This window comes from Pseudomonas sp. P5_A12, assembly GCF_056400685.1.
On record NZ_JBFUKU010000096.1, the window covers coordinates 1 to 18,372 of the forward strand.

General features: G+C 60.5%; 13 protein-coding genes. 11 read left to right on the top strand and 2 right to left on the bottom strand.

Annotated elements, in window-relative coordinates; all coding sequences use genetic code 11:
• Positions 1-38: 38 nt before the first annotated feature.
• The gene (locus AC1DSG_RS14985) at positions 39-1,415 is read right to left on the bottom strand and encodes an L-serine ammonia-lyase (protein WP_477791578.1); all 1,377 of its coding nucleotides are present in this window, start codon (positions 1,413-1,415) and stop codon (positions 39-41) included.
• A 435-nt stretch (positions 1,416-1,850) separates the two neighbouring features.
• On the opposite strand from AC1DSG_RS14985, the gene AC1DSG_RS14990 reads away from it, so the two are divergent.
• From AC1DSG_RS14990 to choV, 3 genes are all read left to right on the top strand, one after another.
• Complete coding sequence (locus tag AC1DSG_RS14990) at positions 1,851-2,801, top strand: choline ABC transporter substrate-binding protein (protein WP_477791579.1); 951 nt, start codon at positions 1,851-1,853, stop codon at positions 2,799-2,801.
• A gap of 77 nt (positions 2,802-2,878) precedes the next feature.
• Positions 2,879-3,724: a choline ABC transporter permease subunit gene (gene choW / locus AC1DSG_RS14995; RefSeq protein ID WP_477791580.1), complete on the top strand. Its 846-nt coding sequence runs from the start codon at positions 2,879-2,881 to the stop codon at positions 3,722-3,724.
• Complete coding sequence (choV, locus tag AC1DSG_RS15000; protein WP_477791581.1) at positions 3,721-4,899, top strand: choline ABC transporter ATP-binding protein; 1,179 nt, start codon at positions 3,721-3,723, stop codon at positions 4,897-4,899. The genes choW and choV overlap by 4 nt, the downstream gene beginning before the upstream one ends.
• Before the next feature lie 191 nt (positions 4,900-5,090).
• Here choV and AC1DSG_RS15005 read toward each other — a convergent pair whose 3' ends face one another.
• On the bottom strand, positions 5,091-7,040 hold the full coding sequence (locus AC1DSG_RS15005; protein WP_477791589.1) for a BCCT family transporter: 1,950 nt from the start codon (positions 7,038-7,040) through the stop codon (positions 5,091-5,093).
• A gap of 380 nt (positions 7,041-7,420) precedes the next feature.
• Here AC1DSG_RS15005 and betI point away from each other — a divergent pair, with 380 nt between their 5' ends.
• The 8 genes from betI to AC1DSG_RS15045 all read left to right on the top strand — a co-directional run.
• The gene (gene betI / locus AC1DSG_RS15010) at positions 7,421-8,014 is read left to right on the top strand and encodes a transcriptional regulator BetI (protein ID WP_477791582.1); all 594 of its coding nucleotides are present in this window, start codon (positions 7,421-7,423) and stop codon (positions 8,012-8,014) included.
• A gap of 107 nt (positions 8,015-8,121) precedes the next feature.
• The gene (betB, locus tag AC1DSG_RS15015; RefSeq protein ID WP_477791583.1) at positions 8,122-9,594 is read left to right on the top strand and encodes a betaine-aldehyde dehydrogenase; all 1,473 of its coding nucleotides are present in this window, start codon (positions 8,122-8,124) and stop codon (positions 9,592-9,594) included.
• A gap of 154 nt (positions 9,595-9,748) precedes the next feature.
• Positions 9,749-11,452, top strand: a complete 1,704-nt coding sequence (gene betA / locus AC1DSG_RS15020) for a choline dehydrogenase (RefSeq protein ID WP_477791584.1) — start codon at positions 9,749-9,751, stop codon at positions 11,450-11,452.
• A 275-nt stretch (positions 11,453-11,727) separates the two neighbouring features.
• Positions 11,728-13,170: a TldD/PmbA family protein gene (locus AC1DSG_RS15025; RefSeq protein WP_477791585.1), complete on the top strand. Its 1,443-nt coding sequence runs from the start codon at positions 11,728-11,730 to the stop codon at positions 13,168-13,170.
• The gene (locus AC1DSG_RS15030) at positions 13,170-14,507 is read left to right on the top strand and encodes a TldD/PmbA family protein (RefSeq protein ID WP_477791586.1); all 1,338 of its coding nucleotides are present in this window, start codon (positions 13,170-13,172) and stop codon (positions 14,505-14,507) included. Before AC1DSG_RS15025 ends, AC1DSG_RS15030 begins: the two co-directional genes overlap by 1 nt.
• 151 nt (positions 14,508-14,658) lie before the next feature.
• On the top strand, positions 14,659-16,086 hold the full coding sequence (gene mdtD, locus AC1DSG_RS15035) for a multidrug transporter subunit MdtD (protein WP_477791587.1): 1,428 nt from the start codon (positions 14,659-14,661) through the stop codon (positions 16,084-16,086).
• 232 nt (positions 16,087-16,318) lie between these two features.
• Complete coding sequence (gene dbpA, locus AC1DSG_RS15040) at positions 16,319-17,656, top strand: ATP-dependent RNA helicase DbpA (RefSeq protein WP_477791590.1); 1,338 nt, start codon at positions 16,319-16,321, stop codon at positions 17,654-17,656.
• A gap of 159 nt (positions 17,657-17,815) precedes the next feature.
• On the top strand, positions 17,816-18,372 hold a 557-nt coding region (locus AC1DSG_RS15045; RefSeq protein WP_477791588.1), incomplete at its 3' end, for an aminoacetone oxidase family FAD-binding enzyme.

Genomic DNA, 18,372 nt, shown 5'->3' on the forward strand with positions numbered 1-18,372 from the left:
GTGGGAGCGGGCTTGCCCGCGATGGTGTCGACTCGGTCTTAGCACTCAACCGCGCTAACCGCCAACCCACCCCGCGATGTCTCTTTATATTTGTCGTGCATATCAGCACCGGTATCACGCATGGTGCGGATCACCCGGTCCAGCGAAATAAAGTGCTGACCATCCCCCCGCAGCGCCATCTGTGCCGCGTTGATCGCTTTCACCGCCGCAATCGCGTTGCGCTCGATGCACGGCACTTGGACCAGCCCGCCCACCGGGTCGCAGGTCAGGCCGAGGTTGTGTTCCAGGCCGATTTCGGCGGCGTTGCACAGCTGTTCCGGCGTGGCGCCGAGAATCTCCGCCAACCCCGCCGCCGCCATCGCGCAGGCCGAACCGACCTCACCCTGGCAACCGACTTCGGCACCGGAAATCGAAGCGTTCTTTTTGCACAGAATCCCAACCGCTGCGGCGCTGAGGAAATAGTCGACCACGTTGGCGTCAGTCACCGCTTCGCTGAACTTCATAAAGTAGTGCAACACCGCCGGAATGATCCCCGCCGCGCCGTTGGTCGGTGCTGTCACCATGCGCCCACCCGCGGCGTTCTCTTCGTTGACCGCCAGCGCGAATAGATTGACCCACTCCATGGCGCTCAAGGTCGAGCCGATCACATTCGGTTTGCCCAGTTCCTGCAAGCTGCGGTGCAACTTCGCCGCACGACGACGCACATTCAAACCGCCCGGCAAGATGCCTTCGTGCTTGAGGCCCTGGTCGACGCAATCCTGCATGGCGCGCCAAAGCTTCATCAGGCCGGCGCGGATTTCTTCCTCACTGCGCCAGACTTTCTCGTTGGCCATCATCAATTCAGCCACGCGCAGGTTGTGCGTCTGGCACAGGCTCAGCAGCTCGACGGCGCTGGAGAAATCGTACGGCAACTCGGTACGGTCCAGGTCCACAACGCCGCTGGAGGCCTGGGCTTCATCCACGACAAAACCGCCGCCGACGGAATAGTAGGTGTCGCGATGCAACTCGCCATGATCACCTTCGACGATCAGGGTCATGGCATTAGGGTGAAACGGCAGGTTTTCGTCGATCAGGCGCATGTCGCGGGCCCAGACGAAGGGCACTGACAAGCGACCGTCGAGGAGCAGCGTCTGGGTTTYGCGCAGGGTGGCGATGCGGATGCCGATTTGCGACGGGTCGATCGCATCCGGCCACTCGCCCATCAGGCCCATGATCACCGCGTTGTCGCTGCCGTGACCGATGCCGGTGGCCGACAGCGATCCATACAGTTGAACTTCGACGCGGCGCACTTGCTCCAGCAAATGCTTCTCCCGCAGCGACTCAACAAACAGCGCGGCGGCCCGCATAGGCCCCACGGTGTGCGAACTGGAAGGACCGATGCCGATTTTGAACAGGTCGAAAACACTGATAGCCATTACTGCCGAACTCCTGGATGTGCCGACTCCAGACGCAAAAAGCGCCCAGTGGCGGAGCTGCTACGCTCAAGCTGCAATCCGCCGAGATGGCCGCATCATCAGGCTTTTGTCATGTCGTTCGACGTCTCACACCGACGCACTCATGCCCACTAACGCCGCAGGGCGGCGACGCAATGTTTTCGCCGTTTTTTAGCGGATCAGCGGGAAAAAAGGGCTGAAAAAAGCTGTAAACGACGTCACCGACACTGGATGCGACCCTCCCTGTACTGGTTACGACGCACCCTGTAGGCGTCAGATTTTCACTGGTACATGATCGTATCGACTCGATTGCAAGGCGCCGTGGTAGAGCTGTCTCCAAAACGCCACCCAACCGCAACCTATAAGTGCGGTGGTCCAGTCGGAACACTGCCAAAAAAAACACCAAGGAGTCCATCCATGAAAGGTTCCCCGTCGTTGTTGTTGGCCGCAATGCTGAGTCTGCCGTTACTGGCTCAAGCTGCAGAACCCGCTCAGTGCAGTACCGTAAACTTCTCCGATGTTGGCTGGACCGACATTACCGCGACGACCGCCACCACCAGCGTCGTGCTCAATGCCCTCGGCTACAAGACCAAAACCACGATGATTTCCGTGCCGGTGACCTACAAGTCCCTCGCCGATGGCAAGAACATGGACATCTTCCTGGGGAACTGGATGCCGACCATGGAAAACGACATCAAGGCCTACCGCGATGCCGGCACGGTCGACGTCGTGCGCACCAACCTGACAGGCGCCAAGTACACCCTCGCCGTGCCGCAAGCGCTGTACGACAAAGGACTGCATGACTTCGCCGACATCCCTAAATTCAAGAAAGAACTCGACGGCAAAATCTACGGTATCGAGCCCGGAAACGACGGCAATCGCCTGATCCAGAGTATGATCGACAAGAACGCCTTCGGCCTTAAAGACGCTGGTTTCAAAGTGGTCGAGTCCAGCGAAGCCGGCATGTTGTCGCAGGTCGATCGCGCGCAGAAGCGCGACACCGCCGTGGTCTTCCTCGGCTGGGCACCACACCCGATGAACAAGCGCTTCAAGATTCAATACCTGACCGGTGGTGACGACTTCTTCGGCCCCGACTTCGGCGCCGCCACCGTGGCAACCAATACCCGCAAGGGTTACACCCAGGAATGCAGCAACGTCGGCCAACTGCTGAAGAACCTGGAATTTACCGTCGACATGGAAAGCGCTCTGATGGGCAACATCCTGGACGACAAGATGAAGCCTGACGCGGCCGCCAAGGCCTGGCTTAAAAACAATCCACAGGTCCTCGATACCTGGCTCGCTGGCGTGACCACCATTGACGGTAAACCAGGCCTGGAGGCCGTGAAAGCCAAGCTCGCGCAGCCTTGATTTAGGAAGCATCGCTTACGCCGGGCGGCTCAAGCCGTCCGGGCTGTTTATTTCCTTGCATGCGGACGTTCACTACCATGCTGATTGATCAGAAAATCCCTTTAGGCCAGTACATCGCAGGCTTCGTTGAATGGTTGACGCAACACGGCGCCAACACCTTCGACGCAATCGCGATAACACTGGAAACGATGATCCACGGCGTGACTTTTGCGCTGACCTGGTTCAACCCGCTGGCATTGATCGGCCTTATCGCGCTACTGGCACACTTCATACAACGAAAGTGGGGACTGACGGTTTTCGTCGTCGCCTCCTTCCTGCTGATCCTCAACCTGGGGTACTGGCAGGAAACCATGGAAACCCTCGCCCAGGTGCTGTTCGCCACCCTGGTCTGCGTGGTCATCGGCGTGCCGTTGGGCATCGTCGCCGCGCACAAACCGATGTTCTACACAATGATGCGTCCGGTGCTCGATCTGATGCAGACCGTGCCGACCTTCGTGTACCTCATTCCTACCCTGACCCTTTTCGGTCTGGGTGTGGTCCCGGGCCTGATCTCGACGGTGGTGTTCGCGATTGCCGCGCCTATCCGCCTGACCTATCTGGGCATTCGCGATGTTCCACAGGAACTGATGGACGCCGGCAAAGCCTTCGGCTGCTCGCGCCGTCAACTGCTCTCACGGATTGAACTGCCGCACGCCATGCCAAGCATCGCGGCCGGCATCACCCAGTGCATCATGCTGTCGCTGTCGATGGTGGTGATCGCGGCACTGGTGGGCGCCGACGGCCTGGGCAAACCCGTGGTCAACGCACTGAACACTGCTGATATCGCCCTGGGCTTCGAAGCGGGCCTGGCGATCGTATTGCTGGCGATCATGCTCGACCGTATCTGCAAACAACCCGACGCTAAAGTAGGGGGTGACGCATGAGCATTATTCGCTTTGAAGACGTCGACGTAATCTTCTCCAAAGACCCGCGTGAGGCGCTCAAGCTTCTCGACCAAGGCATGACCCGCGACCAGATCCTGAAAAAGACCGGGCAGATTGTCGGCGTTGAAAAGGCCAGCCTGGACATCGAAAAAGGTGAAATCTGTGTACTGATGGGCCTCTCCGGCTCGGGCAAATCCAGCCTGCTGCGCTGCATCAACGGCCTCAACACTGTCAGCCGTGGCAAGTTGTTCGTCGAGCACGAAGGCAAGCAGATCGACATTGCCTCCTGCACCCCGGCAGAACTGAAAATGATGCGCACCAAGCGCATTGCGATGGTGTTCCAGAAGTTCGCCCTGATGCCTTGGCTGACGGTGCGCGAGAACATCAGTTTCGGCCTGGAAATGCAGGGTCGCCCGGAAAAAGAACGGCGCAAACTGGTGGACGAAAAGCTGGAGCTGGTGGGCCTGGCCCAGTGGCGCAACAAGAAACCCGATGAGCTCTCCGGCGGTATGCAGCAACGTGTGGGCCTGGCCCGCGCACTGGCGATGGATGCCGACATTCTGCTGATGGACGAACCGTTCTCGGCCCTCGACCCACTGATCCGCCAGGGCCTGCAAGACGAACTGCTGGAGCTGCAAAACAAACTCAGCAAAACCATCGTGTTCGTGAGTCACGACCTCGATGAAGCCCTGAAGCTCGGTAGCCGCATCGCGATCATGAAAGACGGCCGAATCATTCAGTACAGCAAGCCGGAAGAGATCGTGCTGAACCCGGCGGACGACTACGTGCGGACCTTCGTCGCGCACACCAATCCGCTGAACGTATTGTGCGGCCGCAGCCTGATGCGCACGCTGGACAACTGCAAGCGCATCAACGGCTCGGTCTGCCTCGACCCGGGTGGCGATTCGTGGCTGGACCTGRCCGAAGGCAACACCATCAAAGGCGCCCGCCAGAACGGCTTGAGCCTGGACCTGCAGAACTGGATCCCGGGGCAAGCGGTGGAAGGCCTGGGACGTCGGCCGACGCTGGTGGACTCGAACATCGGCATGCGCGATGCGCTGCAGATTCGTTATCAGACCGGCAATAAACTGGTGCTGCACGACAACCACAAAGTGGTCGGCATCCTGGGTGACAGCGAGCTGTATCACGCACTGCTCGGCAAGAACCTGGGGTAAGGCAACAGACACAAAAACGCCGCGAGAGATCGCGGCGTGATCGTTCCCACGCTCTGCGTGGGAATGCATCCGGTGACGCTCTGCGTCACGATTGAAAAGCAGACGCGGAGCGTCTGGGGCGGCATTCCCACGCAGAGCGTGGGAACGATCAATGAGGCACAACAAAGGGGCTCTTTCGAGCCCCTTTCGTTTTAGCTATAAACCCGGCCAAGGAGCTGCCGATGGCTTTCAAACTGATCGAGCACGTCACGGGTGATCTGATCCTGGGTGAAGCCCATCAAGTCGTAATCCTGGCTGCCGTTGTGCAGATACACCTCGGCGCGGTAGTAGCGCGCACGCGGCTCATCAGCGCTTTCAGCCGACACCGTGTCACTCGCCGCCGCCAAATAGCCGTCCAGGCTCACTTCGTAGACAAAAGGGTTGCCCTCTTCCATCTCGATCCGCACGCCCATGCAGCGTTTGGACTTGCCCAGCAACGTCTGCACATCCAGCCCCTGAGCACGCAATTGCAACGTCGCAACTTCCAGCGCCGGGCTGACTTGCTTGTCCATGAAACGCTGGACGATCGACTGGTTCGGCTGCAAGTCCAACTGAGTCAAACGCTCGCTGAAACCACGACGACCGCGCGCAGCCAATTCCGCTTGCTCCTGTTCGATCTGCACATCCTGGCGCATGGCCTTGTGCAAGCCGAACATGAAGAACACCAGCACCACCGAGAACGGCAGACCGGCCAGCACCACCATGGTTTGCATGGCTTCGAAGTTACCGGCGAACAGCAGACCGATGGTCACCAGGGTGATCACCGCCGACCAGAAAATCCGCAGCCAGTGCGGCGCATCCTCGTCGACGGTGCCGCCCTTGCACGAAAGATTGGCCATCATCACCGCGCCGGAATCCGCCGGGGTCAGGAACAGCACAAAACCGACAAAGATCGACACGCCGATCACCACTTTCGATGCCGGGTAATGCTCAAGCAACTGGTAGATCGCCATGGACGGCTGTTCGAGTGCCGTCTTCCCGAGCTCCACCGCCCCATGGTTCATTACCAGGTCCAGGGCCGAGTTGCCGAAGATCGACAGCCATGCCAGGGTGAATCCCAGCGGAATCAGCAGCACGCCGGCCACCAGTTCACGCACCGTGCGACCACGGGAAATACGCGCAATGAACATGCCCACGAATGGCGCCCAGGAAATCCACCACGCCCAGTAGAACAGGGTCCACAGGCCCAACCAGCGGTCGGACTTCTCACTGTCGCCTTCGTACACATAAAGGTCGAAGGTTTTCAGGACCACGCCGTTCAGGTAGTCACCGATGTTCTGCACGAAGCCGTTGAGCAGGTGCAGGGTCGGGCCAAACAGCAGGACGAAAATCAGCAAGCCGCTGAACAGCACGATGTTCAGGTTGGACAGGCGGCGGATACCGTTTTCCACGCCAGACACGGCAGCGATGGTCGCCACGGTGCTCATCACGATGATCACTATCAGCAGGTTGGTGTTGCTGTGTTCCATTCCGAACAGGTTTTCCAGCCCGGACGACACCTGCAACGAACCAATACCCAGGTTTGTCACCAGACCCAGCAAGGTCACGAACATGCCAAAGCCATCCACCGCATGACCGGCAGCGCCTTTGACCCAACGCTCGCCCACCAGCGGATACAACGCCGAACGCAGCGCCAGCGGCTGGTTATGCCGATAAGCAAAGTAGGCCACGGCCAGACCGACCAGTGCGTAAATCGCCCAGCCATGCAGGCCCCAGTGCAGGAACGTCAACTGAACGGCCTGACGCGCCGCCATGTTGCTGGCGGCCACGCCTTCCGGCGGGTTGAAGTAGTGATCCAGCGGCTCGGAAGCCCCGAAGTACAACAGCGAGATGCCGATACCCGACGAGAACAACATCCCCGCCCAGGCGCCGTAGCTGAAGTCCGGGGTGTCGTCCTTGCTGCCCAGCTTGAGCTTGCCGTAGGACGAAAACGCCAGACCGACCACAAACACCAGGTAAGCGGCAATCACCACCATGTAGTACCAGCCGAAGCTGCGGGACAACCAGGCCTGAGCTATACCGAGCAATCTGCCCGCCTCTTGCGGGGCGATGATCAGAATGACGGTCAACAGCAGGATCAACGCGGTAGAGGTGTAGAACACCCAACCGTTGACCGTCACCTTATCGGGTGGGGTCTTTATAAGAGAGGCAGAACTCATGGCACAGATGCTCCAGGCAGTGCGAGAGAAGAACACAAGGCAACGCGATACCCGACCAATCGGTTAGTGGGCAGCCGACCGGCGGGTGATATAAAGACACCCCGAAAAAAGCCCGAAACCCCGAGAGCGCCAGTGCGCGTAGGTTTCGAGCGTTTTCGGAAGTCGTTTTTTTCGCCGCTATGCGTAGGAAAAATCTGTAGGCAGCGACGATTTGTCGCAGATCTTATTCTTTGTTGATTGAACGTTCAATCAAAACAAAATAGACTGGCCCTTAATCCGGTAGCCGTTTGACGTCCACCGGAAGGCCTAAGGAGATGTGCAAGATGCCCAAGGTCGGTATGCAACCCATCCGCCGCCAGCAATTGATCGAAGCCACATTGCTGGCCGTCGATCAAGTCGGCATGGGGGACGCCAGCATTGCGCTGATCGCCCGTTTGGCCGGTGTCTCGAATGGCATCATCAGTCACTACTTTCAGGACAAGAATGGCCTGATTGCCGCCACCATGGGGTACCTGATGACCGTCCTCAGCGAGAACGTCACCGCGCGCCGACTGGCGCTGACAGATGACAGCCCGCGGGCCCATCTGCAGGTGATCATCGAAGGCAACTTCGACGCCAGCCAGGTCAATGGCCCGGCAATGAAAACCTGGCTGGCCTTCTGGGCCACCAGCATGCACCAGCCGTCTTTGCACAGGTTGCAGCGGATCAACGATCACCGTCTGTATTCCAACCTGTGCTGCCAGTTCCGCCGTGTACTGCCGCTCGATGATGCGCGCAGTGCAGCCCGTGGCCTGGCAGCCCTCATTGACGGTTTGTGGTTGCGCGGCGCGCTGTCGGGAGACGCTTTCGACACCGGGCAGGCGCAACAGATCGCTTACGAATACATGGATATCCAACTGGCCAAGCGGGTGAGTTAGAGCACACATAAACGCTCAACCCCCGAACCGCCACTGACCAGCGTCGCCAATGCTTCACGGCACGCCCAGTGGTCAACGCCAACCACTTATGCACTTGCGAGGACACTATGGCCCGTTTCGAACTGCAAAAACTCTACATCGATGGCGGTTACTCTGATGCCAGCAGCGACGCCACTTTCGAAGCCATCAACCCGGCTAACGGTGAAGTCCTCGCAAAAGTACAGCGTGCGACCAAAGACGACGTTGAGCGCGCGGTGGTAAGTGCCGAAAAGGGCCAGAAAATCTGGGCTGCAATGACCGCCATGGAGCGTTCGCGCATCCTGCGTCGTGCCGTGGACATCCTGCGCGAGCGCAACGATGAACTGGCCGCCCTGGAAACCCTGGACACCGGCAAGTCGTACTCCGAAACCCGTTACGTCGACATCGTTACCGGTGCTGACGTGCTGGAATACTACGCCGGCCTGGTTCCGGCCATCGAAGGCGAGCAGATTCCGCTGCGCACCACCTCGTTCGTCTACACCCGTCGCGAGCCGCTGGGCGTCGTGGCCGGTATCGGCGCGTGGAACTACCCGATCCAGATCGCCCTGTGGAAATCCGCACCTGCCTTGGCGGCCGGTAACGCGATGATCTTCAAGCCAAGCGAAGTCACCTCCCTGACTACCCTGAAACTGGCCGAAATCTACACCGAAGCCGGCCTGCCAGCGGGCGTATTCAACGTACTGACCGGCAGCGGCCGTGAAGTCGGCACCTGGCTGACCGAGCACCCACGCATCGAAAAAATCTCCTTCACCGGCGGCACCGACACCGGCAAGAAGGTCATGGCCAGCGCTTCCGCTTCGTCCTTGAAAGACGTGACCATGGAACTGGGCGGCAAATCCCCGCTGATCATTTTCGACGACGCCGACCTCGATCGCGCCGCCGACACCGCGATGATGGCCAACTTCTACAGCTCCGGTCAGGTCTGCACCAACGGCACTCGCGTGTTCGTACCGAGCCACCTCAAAGCCGCTTTCGAAGCCAAGATCGTTGAACGCGTTGCGCGCATCCGCGTCGGCAACCCGGAAGATGAAAACACCAACTTCGGCCCGCTGGTCAGCTTCGCCCACATGGAAAGCGTGCTGGGTTACATCGCCAAAGGTAAAGAAGAAGGCGCTCGCGTGCTGTGCGGCGGCGGTCGTATGACTGAAGGCGAATTCGCCAAAGGCGCGTTCGTGGCTCCGACCGTGTTCACCGACTGCACCGACGAGATGACCATCGTTCGCGAAGAAATCTTCGGCCCGGTGATGAGCATCCTGACTTACGAAACCGAAGAAGAAGTGATCCGCCGCGCCAACGACACCGACTTCGGCCTGGCCGCTGGCGTCGTCACCAAGGACCTGAACCGCGCGCACCGCGTGATTCATCAACTGGAAGCCGGTATCTGCTGGATCAACGCCTGGGGCGAGTCCGACGCGAAGATGCCGGTCGGCGGTTACAAGCAGTCGGGCGTGGGCCGTGAGAACGGCATCAGCTCGCTGAACAACTTCACCCGCATCAAATCGGTACAGGTCGAACTGGGCGATTACGTCTCGGTGTTCTAAGGCACACCCGAACAACCTGTAGCAGCTGYCGAGGTACGAGGCTGCGTTGCGTGTCCGCAGGACCGCCCTCTGGGGCCGCTGCGCGACCCGACGCAGCCTCGTACCTCGGCAGCTGCTACAGGCGACCTGACCAACTTCAAAGAGGGTGCATTCAATGTCCCAAGAATTCGATTACATCATCATCGGTGCCGGCTCGGCCGGTAACACCCTGGCGACCCGTCTGACTGAAGACGAAGGCGTCACCGTCCTGCTGCTCGAAGCTGGCGGCCCGGACTACCGTTTCGACTTCCGCACACAGATGCCGGCGGCCCTGGCGTTCCCGCTGCAAGGCCGTCGCTACAACTGGGCCTATGAAACCGATCCAGAGCCACACATGGACGGTCGCCGGATGGAATGCGGTCGCGGCAAGGGCCTCGGTGGTTCTTCGCTGATCAACGGCATGTGCTACATCCGCGGCAACGCGATGGACTACGACAACTGGGCCAAGCTGCCAGGTCTGGAAGACTGGGATTACCTGAACTGCCTGCCGTACTTCCGCAAAGCTGAAACCCGTGACATCGGCCCGAACGACTACCACGGTGGCGACGGCCCGGTCAGCGTGACCACGCCGAAAGCTGGCAACAACCCGCTGTTCCACGCCATGGTTGAAGCCGGCGTGCAAGCCGGTTACCCGCGCACCGAAGACTTGAACGGTTACCAGCAAGAAGGCTTCGGCCCGATGGACCGTACCGTGACGCCGAAAGGCCGTCGCGCCAGCACCGCTCGCGGTTACCTGGACGTTGCCAAGAAGCGTTCGACCCTGACCATTGTCACCCACGCCCTGACCGACAAGATCCTGTTTGAAGGCAAGCGTGCGGTCGGCGTGCGTTACCTGATCGGCGCCGCTGAAGAGCGCGTTGAAGCCCGCGCCCGCAAAGAAGTGCTGCTGTGCTCCGGCGCCATCGCGTCGCCGCAGATCCTGCAACGCTCCGGTGTCGGCCCGGCAGAACTGCTGAACAAGCTCGACATCCCGGTGGTGCACGACCTGCCAGGCGTCGGCGAAAACCTGCAGGATCACCTTGAGCTGTACCTGCAATACGCTTGCACCCAACCGGTTTCGCTGTACCCGTCGCTGCTCTGGTACAACCAGCCGGCCATCGGTGCCGAGTGGCTGTTCAACGGCACCGGCATCGGCGCCAGCAACCAGTTCGAAGCCGGCGGTTTCATCCGTACCCGTCCGGAATTCGATTGGCCGAACATCCAGTACCACTTCCTGCCGGTCGCGATTAACTACAACGGCAGCAACGGTGTGAAAGAGCACGGCTTCCAGGCACACATGGGTTCCATGCGTTCGCCGAGCCGTGGCCGTATTCAAGCGAAGTCGAAAGACCCACGCGAGTACCCGAGCATCCTCTTCAACTACATGGCCACCGAGCAGGACTGGCAGGAATTCCGCGACGGCATTCGCCTGACCCGTGAAATCATGCAGCAACCTGCGCTGGACGCTTTCCGTGGCCGCGAAATCAGCCCGGGCATCGACGTACAAACCGATGAGCAGCTCGACAAGTTCATCCGCGAACACGCCGAAACCGCGTTCCACCCGTCCTGCTCGTGCAAGATGGGCACCGACGAAATGGCAGTGGTTGATGGCGAAGGTCGTGTGCATGGCATGCAAGGTCTGCGCGTGGTCGATGCCTCGATCATGCCGATCATCACCACCGGCAACCTGAACGCGCCGACGATCATGATCGCCGAGAAAATCGCCGACAAGATCCGTGGCCGCCAGCCATTGCCGCGCAGCAAGGCTGCTTACTTCGTGGCCGGTGATGCACCGGTGCGGGGCAAGCCGGTGCGGGATGTGAGCGCTACTGCTCAGTAAGACTGATCACCGCGGTGCTGCCTTCGCGAGCAAGCCCGCTCCCACATTWGAYCGAGTCGCTAKATAACGACKCGRTCWAATGTGGGAGCGGGCTTGCTCGCGAAGGGGCCCGACCAGACAGCACATCCTCTCCAGACCCACCTCAGGTAATCCTTTCCTACACCGATCCAAGCTTGATCCCACCCCCCGCGCAGGCCTAATCTAGCGCCACGCAAACGTTTCACCCCCCCTCGCAGTACCGCAACACCGCCACTCCATGCCAAGGAGGTTCCCGAATGTTCGATTTCCACCCCCAGCTCAAGCAGCGCTTCGCTGCCTTGCGCACGGGCGCTGAATTCTTTTCGCTGCGTTATGTTCGCGAGTCCGGTCAGTACCTGTCGGTACGCAAGAACGTCGCCGAACCTCCCAGCCTGAGCCGTGATGAAGGCGCGATGCTGACTGTGCGCGTCAACGGCGTCGAAGCCTACGCCGCGACCAACGACCTGTCGCCACAAGGCCTGCAATCAGCGCTGAACCGCGCCGAGCAACAAGCCCGCCGCCTCAAGCCCCACGCGCTGCTCGACCTGCGTGAACAATCCGTCTCCAGTGACCGAGCCGACTATTTTTCGCCAAACCTAGGCCAGCCCTTCCCGTCCCTGAGCGATTGCTACCAGTTGCTCGGCGCCGAATCCGCGTCCGTGCCCAAGGACGAGCGACTGGTGAACTGGCAAGTCAGTATCGGCATCACCAACGTCGAGCAGATCTACCTCAACAGCGCCGGCGCCGAACTGCGCCAGTCGCAACGTTTCGTCTACCCTGGCCTCGACGTCACCGCCTACGACGGCAACGACAGCCAGACCCGTAGCCTCGGCCGCGAGAACTTCGGCCAACAGGGCGGCGCGGATGTGATCAGCCGTTGCGGCTTGATCGGTGCCGGCCCGCAAGTCGCCGATCAGGCGCTGCAATTGCTGCTGGCACCGAACACCCCGCAAGGCCCACGCGACCTGCTGCTGATGCCCGACCAGATGATGCTGCAGATCCACGAATCCATCGGTCACCCGCTGGAGCTGGACCGCATCTTGGGCGATGAGCGCAATTACGCCGGCACCAGTTTCGTCAAGGCAGAAGACTTCGGTCATCTGCAGTACGGCTCGAAACTGCTCAACGTGACGTTCGACCCGGACATCCCCGAACAGCTCGCCAGCTACGGCCATGACGACGACGGCACTGCCGCGAGCAAGCAATTTCTGATCAAGGAAGGTTTGCTGCTACGCCCATTGGGCGGCGCGCTGTCGCAATTCCGCGCCGGCATGAACGGTGTCGCCAACAGCCGCGCCTGCGGCTGGAACCGTCCACCGATCGACCGCATGGCCAACCTCAACATCGAGTCTGGCGATCAGCCGCTGAAGCAGCTGATCGGCAACATCGAACACGGCATCATGATGTCGACCAATCGCTCGTGGTCCATCGACGATGCGCGCAACAAGTTCCAGTTCGGCTGCGAATGGGCGCAGTTGATCGAAAACGGTGAGCTCAAAGGCGTGGTGAAAAACCCCAACTACCGGGCGATTTCCGCACAGTTCTGGAAAAGCCTCAGCGCCGTCGGCGACGCCAACACCGTCAAGGTCTTGGGTACGCCGAATTGCGGCAAGGGTGAGCCGAACCAGGTGATCCGCGTCGGCCATGCGTCACCAGCTTGTGTGTTCAGCAATGTGGATGTGTTTGGGGGGGACGCCTGATGAGTACGTCAAAAAGTCAGGCTGAGTCGTTCAAGGCCTTGGTCAACTGGCTCCGCGACGCGATTCGCGAGCCGGAACAGTTCACCCTCAGCTACGCCGCCGAGTGCTCGGCCTTCGTGCGCTTCAACCACGCCAAGGTGCGGCAGGCCGGTCAGGTGCAGCAGGCGAGCGTCGGCTTCAAACTGATCAACGATGGCCGGCATGCCGACCTCGACATCACGCTGGCCGGCGACCCGGAAGTGGACGCGCAGCGTCTTGCCGAAGGTCTGCAACAGTTGCGCGACACCCTGCCGTTGCTGCCGCAGGATCCGTACCTGCTGCTCAACCACGACGGCTGGCAGAGCAGGAATGTGCAGGAACATCCGCTGCCGGACACCGAGCAGGTGGTCGCTGAAATCACTCAGGCCGCCGAAGGACTGGACCTGGTGGGCTTCTACGCGGCAGGCCCGATCAGTCGTGGTTTCGCCAGCTCCGCGGGCGCGTTTGGCTGGCATCAGGCCAACAGTTTCAACTTCGACTTCAGCCTGTTTCACGACAATGGCCAAGCGGTGAAAGCCAGCTACGCCGGACATGACTGGAACAGCGAAGGGTTCGCCAAGCGCTTCCGGCAGGCTCGCGAGCAGTTGGCATTTCTCGGTCGGCCGTTGCGCACCTTGGCACCGGGTCAGTACCGCGCCTACCTCGCTCCGGCGGCACTCGAAGAAATCATGGGCATGCTCTGCTGGGGCGGGTTTTCGGCGCAGTCGATTGCCAGTAAAACCAGTCCGCTGCAAAAGCTTTATGCGGGGGACAGTGCGTTCAGCCCGCAGGTGTCCATTGATGAAAAGGTCAGTGGTTCCTTGAGCCCGGCATTCTCCGGCGAAGGTTATCCACGCAGCGATCTTGGGCTGATCGTCGAAGGCCAGGCCGGCGCACAAATGGTCAGTTCGCGCAGCGCGGCCGAATACGGCTTGACCGCCAACGGGGCGGGCGGCGGTGAAATGCCGAGCGCATTGAACATGGCAGCCGGGACGTTGCCTGAAGTCGAGATCCTCAAGCAACTGGGCACGGGTTTGTACATCAGCAATCTGTGGTACTTGAACTATTCCGACCAACCGGGGGCACGCATGACCGGCATGACCCGGTTTGCGACGTTCTGGGTCGAGAACGGCGAGATTCAGGCACCGGTCAGCACCATGCGTTTTGATGACAGTGCCTACAGCTTGCTGGGTTCGCAGTTGGAGGCGTTGACCGAGGAGCGGGAGTTGTTGCTGTCGGCCAGTACCTACAGTCAGCGGGCGACGGCTTCGGCGTTGTTGCCCGGCGCACTGGTAAGCCGACTGACCTTGACCCTCTGACCCAGATCGTTCCCACGCTCTGCGTGGGAATGCAGCCCGGGGCGCTCCGCGTCCCTGCCGAAGCGGACGCGGAGCGTCCATTGAGGCATTCCCACGCAGAGCGTGGGAACGATCATCGGTGAAACGCAGATACTCCCTGACAAGAGGTCCCATGCCCAACCGCCCGCCTCTCGACGCTGTCACCGCCCGCTGGGTGCCGTGGGTCGTCGCCATTGCTTTTTTCATGCAATCCCTCGACGGCACCATCCTCAATACCGCCCTGCCGGCCATGGCCCGGGACTTGGCCGAAGATCCGTTGCGCATGCAGGGCGTGATCATCGCCTACATGCTCACCGTCGCTTTGCTGATCCCCGCCTCCGGCTGGATCGCCGACCGTTTCGGCACCAAGAAAATCTTCTTCGGCGCGATTATTTTGTTCAGCCTCGGCTCGTTGCTCTGCGCCTTGTCGAGCAGCTTGAACCTGCTGATCGGCGCCCGGGTGATCCAGGGCCTGGGCGGCGCGCTGATGTTGCCGGTCGGGCGCCTTGTGGTGCTGCGCGCCTACCCGCGTTCGGAACTGGTGCGGATCATGGGGTTCATCACCATTCCCGGATTACTCGGCCCCTTGATCGGCCCGACCATGGGCGGCTGGATGGTGCAATACCTGACCTGGCACTGGATCTTCCTGATCAACCTGCCCGTCGGGCTGGTCGGTTGCTACGCCGTGTGGAAATTCATCCCGGACCTGCGCGGCTCCGAACGCACCCGTTTCGATAGCCTGGGGTTCGTGCTGTTCGGCGCCGCGATGATTCTGATCACCATCGCCATGGAAGGCCTGGGGGAAATGCAACTGCCCCACCTGCGAGTGATGTTGCTGCTCTTCGCCGGCATGGCTTGTCTGGCCGCGTACTGGTTACGCGCCGGGCATATTGAAAACCCGCTGTTCGCACCGTCACTGTTCAAGACCCGGACCTTTGCCGTGGGCATCCTCGGTAACCTGTTCGCCCGGCTCGGCAGCGGGGCTCTGCCCTTTCTCGTGCCATTGCTGCTGCAAGTGGCGCTGGGTTATTCGCCGTCACAGGCCGGGATGAGCATGCTGCCGCTGGCGGCGGCGGCGATGATCGCCAAGTGGGTGGCGCGACCGTTGATAGAGCGTCTGGGCTATCGCATCGTGCTGACCGGTAACACCCTGGCGCTGGGCATCATGCTCGCGAGCATGGGCCTGGTCAGCGAACAGACGCCGTACTGGCTGCTGCTGTGCCTGCTGGCGATTCTCGGGGCGATCAACTCCCTGCAATTTACCGCGATGAACACCGTCACCCTGATCGACCTCGACGATGCCAGCGCCAGCAGCGGTAACAGCCTGTTGTCCGTGGTGGCGCAATTGTCCCTGAGCTTGGGCGTTGCCTGTGCCGGTGCATTGCTCGGCGGCTTTACCGCAGAGATCGGAAACGATGGCGTTCAGACGGTTTTGGGCGCGTTCCAACTGACCTTTGTCACCGTCGGAATCATGGCAATGCTGGCCGCAGCCATCTTCTCGCAGCTCTCACCAACGGATGGCCGACGGACGGTCACCCGCGAGCACGATATAGAACACTGACTTGTAGCAACTGCCGAGGCACGAGGCTGCGTTGCGTGTCCGCAGGACCTCCCTCGGGGGGCCGCTTCGCAGCCCGACGCAGCCTCGTGCCTCGGCAGYTGCTACAGGCTATTCGTCCAGAATTTGCAGGTAGAGAGGGCCAGACTGGTACACTGCGCGACATTTTGTTTTGCAGGCCAGTCCCGTGACCACCATCGCCACCGCTTTTAATACTTTGCCGCTGTCCGCCGCCATGCTGGCTAACCTCGACTCCCTCGGTTATGCCCAGATGACGCCGATCCAGGCGCAAAGCTTGCCGGTGATCCTCAAGGGGATGGACCTGATCGCCCAGGCCAAGACCGGCAGCGGCAAGACCGCCGCCTTCGGCATCGGCCTGCTGAACCCGATCAATCCACGCTACTTCGGTTGCCAGGCGCTGATCCTCTGCCCAACCCGCGAGCTGGCGGATCAGGTCGCCAAGGAAATCCGTCGCCTGGCCCGTGCCGAAGACAACATCAAGGTCCTGACCCTGTGCGGCGGCGTCTCCCTCGGCCCGCAGATCGCTTCGCTGGAGCATGGCGCACACATCATCGTCGGCACGCCGGGGCGCATTCAGCAGCACCTGCGCAAAGGTTCGCTGGTATTGCACGGCCTGAACACACTGATTCTCGACGAAGCTGACCGCATGCTCGACATGGGTTTCTACGATTCCATCGAAGAAATCATCATGCAGGCCCCGGAACGCCGCCAGACACTGCTGTTCTCCGCCACGTACCCGGTGGGCATCAAGCAGCTTGCGTCAAAGTTCATGCGCAATCCGCAGCAAGTGAAGGCCGAGGCGTTCCACGACGACACGCAGATCGAGCAGCGCTTCTACGAGATTTCCCCGGAAGAGCGCATGAGCGTCGTGACCAAGGTCCTCGGCCACTTCCGCCCGGCCTCCTGCGTGGCCTTCTGCTATACCAAGCAGCAGGTTCAGGAAACCGTCGACCACCTGACCGCCAAAGGCATCTCCGCCGTCGGCCTGCATGGCGATCTGGAACAGCGTGATCGCGACCAGGTGCTGGCGATGTTCGCCAACCGCAGTACTTCGGTACTGGTGGCCACCGACGTCGCTGCTCGCGGTCTGGACATCGATTCGCTGGACATGGTGATCAACGTCGAACTGGCCCGTGATTCGGAAATCCACATTCACCGTGTCGGCCGTACCGGTCGTGCCGGTGAGAAAGGCCTCGCGATCAGCCTGGTCGCACCGCCTGAAGCGCAGCGCGCCCAAGCCATCGAACAGCTGCAACAGTCGCCGTTGACCTGGGACCTGGTGGACAACCTCACCAATCAGGGTGGTGGTCCGCTGCTGCCACAGATGAGCACGCTGTGCATCGGCGCTGGCCGTAAAGACAAGGTTCGTCCGGGCGACATTCTGGGCGCATTGACCGGCGACGCCGGCATTCCGGGCGCCCAGGTCGGCAAGATCGCGATTTTCGACTTCCAGGCCTTTGTGGCGGTTGAACGCAGTATTGCCAAGCAAGCCTTGCAGCGCCTGAACGACGGCAAGATCAAAGGCCGTTCGCTGCGCGTTCGCATCCTGTAAACGATCTTCTGCCCGACAGAGATCAAATGTGGGAGCGGGCTTGCTCGCGAAGGCGGACTAACAGACAACATCTATGTTGAATGTACCGGCCCCTTCGCGAGCAAGCCCGCTCCCACATTAGTTTGTCGTTGAATCTGAAATTTGTGTGAGGACACCGTTTTGCGCTCTACCGAAGTCGTGATCATTGGCGCTGGCGCCGCAGGGTTGATGTGTGCGCTGACCGCCGCCGGGCGTGGGCGCAAGGTGATGTTGCTCGACCATGCGAACAAGGCCGGCAAGAAAATCCTGATGTCGGGCGGTGGCCGCTGCAATTTCACCAACATGTACACCGAACCTGGCAATTTTCTCTCGCAGAACGAACACTTCTGCAAATCCGCACTGGCACGCTACACCCAGTGGGATTTCATCGGCATGGTCGCCAAACACGGCGTGCCGTACCACGAGAAAAAGCTCGGGCAGTTGTTCTGCGATAACAAATCCAGCGACATCCTCGAAATGCTGCTCAACGAGTGCGATCAGGTCGGCGTGAGCCTGCACCTGGACACCTCGATCCAGACCATCGAAAAACTCGAAAGCGGTTACCTGCTCGACACCACGATGAGCCAGATCACCTGTGAGTCTTTGGTGATCGCCACGGGTGGACTGTCGATTCCGACCTTGGGCGCGACCGGTTTCGGTTATCAGGTCGCCAAACAGTTCGGTCATGAACTGTTACC